This window comes from Microvirga sp. P4_G7 (assembly GCF_056401005.1).
The window spans coordinates 1-3,374 of sequence record NZ_JBFUKD010000417.1; the positions used below are offsets into that span (position 1 = coordinate 1).

Sequence of the window (3,374 nt, forward strand, 5' to 3'; positions counted from 1 at the left end):
GTAGATTGTGGACCACAATCGGTTCGGCGATGCTGAACCCAACCGTGTGTCGCGGATCGAGCGAGGCGAACGGGTCCTGGAATATATACTGGATCTGTTGTCGGAGCCGACGACGGTCCGCGTGGCTCATGGCGTTCATGTCGCGACCGTCGAACCGCACCGATCCCCCGGTCGGCTCGATCAATTGCTGGAGCGTCCGTCCGATCGTCGACTTGCCGCTGCCGGATTCACCGACCAGCGCAAGCGTCTCTCCGGGATAGATGTCGAAGCTGACCTCCTCCACCGCATGCACGCGGTGGGTAACACGGCCGAAGAAAGTCTTTCCGACATCGAAGCGCGTCGTCAGCTTTTCGACCTCGAGGATCGGTTTCGTATAATTGGCGGTGTTCTGAATCTTGGCTTCGCCGATCTGCTTTGTCCGATCTCCGTCCATGACGGTGACGGACGTTCGTTCGGGAAGCGGCTGCCCCGTCAGGCTGCCCAGGCGCGGCACAGCGGAGAGAAGCGCCCGGGTATAGGGGTGCTGTGGTTCGGCAAAGATCTGGCGCACCGGCGCCTCTTCGACCTTGTTTCCCTTCCACATGACGACGACGTCGTCGGCCATTTCCGCCACCACGCCCATGTCATGCGTAATGAAGATGACGGCCGTGCCCATCTCCTGTTGGAGATCGCGGATAATATTGAGAATTTGTGCCTGGATGGTCACGTCGAGAGCCGTCGTCGGCTCATCGGCGATCAGAAGTTTGGGCCGGCAGGCGAGCGCCATGGCAATCATGACGCGTTGGCGCATACCGCCGGAGAGTTGATGCGGATAGCGGTCGAGCAGGCGATCGGCATCCGGCAGGCGGACCTTCTGCAATAGATCCCTGGCGCGAAGTCTTGCGTCGCGCTGGCTCAATCCTTCATGCAGGATCAAAGTTTCCGCGATCTGGTTGCCGATCGTGAAAACCGGATTCAGCGACGTCATCGGCTCCTGAAAGATCATCGCGATCTCGTTGCCGCGGATCTGGCGAAGCCGGTCATCCGACGCCTTGACGAGATCGAGCGTCGTGCCGGTCGCCGGGCGGAACAAGACCTCTCCGGACGTGATCATGCCGCCCGTGTAGTCGGTCAATCGCATGATCGCGAGGGATGTGACCGATTTGCCCGACCCGGATTCCCCGACGATCGCCAAGGTTCTCCCCGGCTGCACGTCGAAGCTGACGTTATTCACGGCGTTGAAACCGCCGAACGCCACGGAAAGTCCCCGTACAGACAGCAATGGTTCACCGGAAAGGCCCAGCGCATCCGCCTTCGGCATGTTGATTATGCTCATGAAAGGTCATTCCCCTGGCGGGCCGGCATTGCAGTACCTCTTTAAGACCTCTGTTAACAACGCCGTCGCCTGCCGTCCGTCAAGTCCGTTCGATCACCGTCCGGCGCCCTTCGCATTCTTGCCGGTGCCCTTCGCATTCTCGCAAAGAGGGCCTGTCGGGAACCCCTACGCTCGACTAGGCCGAAACCCATTCGCCCTTCCGCATGAGCGTCTCCGCCCGTCCGTCCTGGGTAATTCCATCGACATCGACCTGATCCGAGCCGATCATCCAATCGATGTGGATAAGGCTCTTGTTGGCGCCCCGAGACGCGAGTTCGTCCTCGCTCATGGCACCGCCGTCGACGATGCACTTGCTGTAGGATTGTCCGAGAGCGATATGGCTTGAGGCGTTCTCATCGAAAAGCGTGTTGAAGAACAGAAGGCCGCTTTTCGAGATCGGCGATGAGAACGGCACAAGGGCCACTTCGCCGAGCCGGCGCGCCCCTTCATCGGTCTCCAGAACCTTGCCGAGCACCGCTTCGCCTGTACGAGCCTTGCTCTCGACGATCCTCCCGCCTTCGAACCTCACCTCGATATCCTGGATCAGCGTGCCTTGGTACGACAATGGTTTGGTGCTTTTCACATGGCCGTCGACACGATCCTTGTGAGGCGTCGTGAAGACTTCCTCGGTAGGAATATTGGCGTTACAGACGATGCCGTTTTTGGCTCTTGTCGCTCCGCCATTCCACTCGTGGCCATCGGCGAGACCGACCCGCAAATCCGTTCCAGGCCCTTTGAAATGGAGCGCCGCATAACGCTTCTCGTTCATGAATCGCGTGCGCGTCTGAAGGTTCGCATTGTGCTCGGACCAGGCCGCGATCGGATCGGGGGCATCGACCCTGGAAGCCGCAAAAATTGCGTCCCACAGCTTCGCCACCGCCACATCTTCGGGGTCGGTGGGAAACATGGCCTTTGCCCACGCAGGTGTTGCCGCCGAAACGATGGTCCAGTTGATATCGAAGCCGGCAATMAGGCTAAGGGCCGGCATATAGGCCTTCGACCGTGCACGGTTGGCGCGTGACACCTTTTCGGGATCCTCGTTGGCCAGGAGCGAAGGATCTTCGCCTACGATGGCGAGCCGTGCGGCGCCCTTCTTGTAGGCGTCGGCCATGCCCTCGTAGAGCCAGGATGCGGCTGTGTCGAACGTCTCTTCACGGCCGTTCCGGAAGCGGATCAATGTCGCCTCCTCGTCCGTGAAAAGCGTCGTGACCAGGGAGGCGCCGGCCTTGTAGGCCTGTTCCGTGATGCGCCTGCTGAGAGCGAGTGCTTCCAGAGGCGCCGTCACAATCACTTCCTGGCCCGGCTTCAACCCCAATCCGACACGCACCGCGACTTCCGCGAGCCGGTCGAGCCGCTTGTCATGGATTTTGGCTGCATCCTGGTTTCGGAACTGATCGTTCATGGTTCTGTCTCGTAAAGTGGGATTTGAGGTGAAGCTACACACCGCCAGCGGAGGCGCAACCCCGCGAAAGGCGTGGATCAGAGATTCGCTGGCGCCGCGGGCAGGAGTGCTAGCGTCTCCGCATCGAACGCGATGCTTTTGATAATGGCATAGATCGGGAGTCCTGGCAGGAGATTCAGCCGCTCGACCGACTTTCGCGTCACGCGTGCGACAAGCATGTCGCCGCTGCAATCCAGCGTCACATCGACGGATGGTCCTTCCGCCACGCCGACGGTGAAGATTGTCGCCGGCAGAATGTTCAAGGCGCTGAGGCCTTCCGGCCGCTCGACGGACAAGATGATATCGCGGGCCCGCAATCGTCCCCGCAGCGGCGAACCGGGTGCAAGAGCCAGTCGCGGAACAGTCAACGTTCCCGCCTTCGCTTGCAGCACAGTGAGGTCGTAAGCGTCCTCATGCCGTAGGACGACGGTTTCCACGATCGCACCGGCTTCCGCCGGGCCTGTTTGCGAGAACAGGGCCGTGCGCTGAAGGATTTCCGACGGCCTGCCCATCGCAGCGACGCGACCTTCCGACAGAACGATCACGGATGTCGAAAGGCGTGCGATCTCGGCAATGGAA

Annotated in this window: 3 protein-coding genes; all 3 read right to left on the reverse strand. The window is 60.6% G+C overall.

The features are described 5' to 3' along the window. A partial coding sequence (locus AC1DT3_RS15615; RefSeq protein ID WP_477466162.1) for an ATP-binding cassette domain-containing protein occupies positions 1-1,315 on the reverse strand: 1,315 nt, incomplete at its 3' end. A 175-nt stretch (positions 1,316-1,490) separates the two neighbouring features. Next, positions 1,491-2,756, reverse strand: a complete 1,266-nt coding sequence (locus AC1DT3_RS15620; protein ID WP_477466163.1) for an aminopeptidase — start codon at positions 2,754-2,756, stop codon at positions 1,491-1,493. 77 nt (positions 2,757-2,833) lie between these two features. After that, the coding region (locus AC1DT3_RS15625; RefSeq protein WP_477466164.1) for a TOBE domain-containing protein at positions 2,834-3,374 on the reverse strand (541 nt) is incomplete at its 5' end.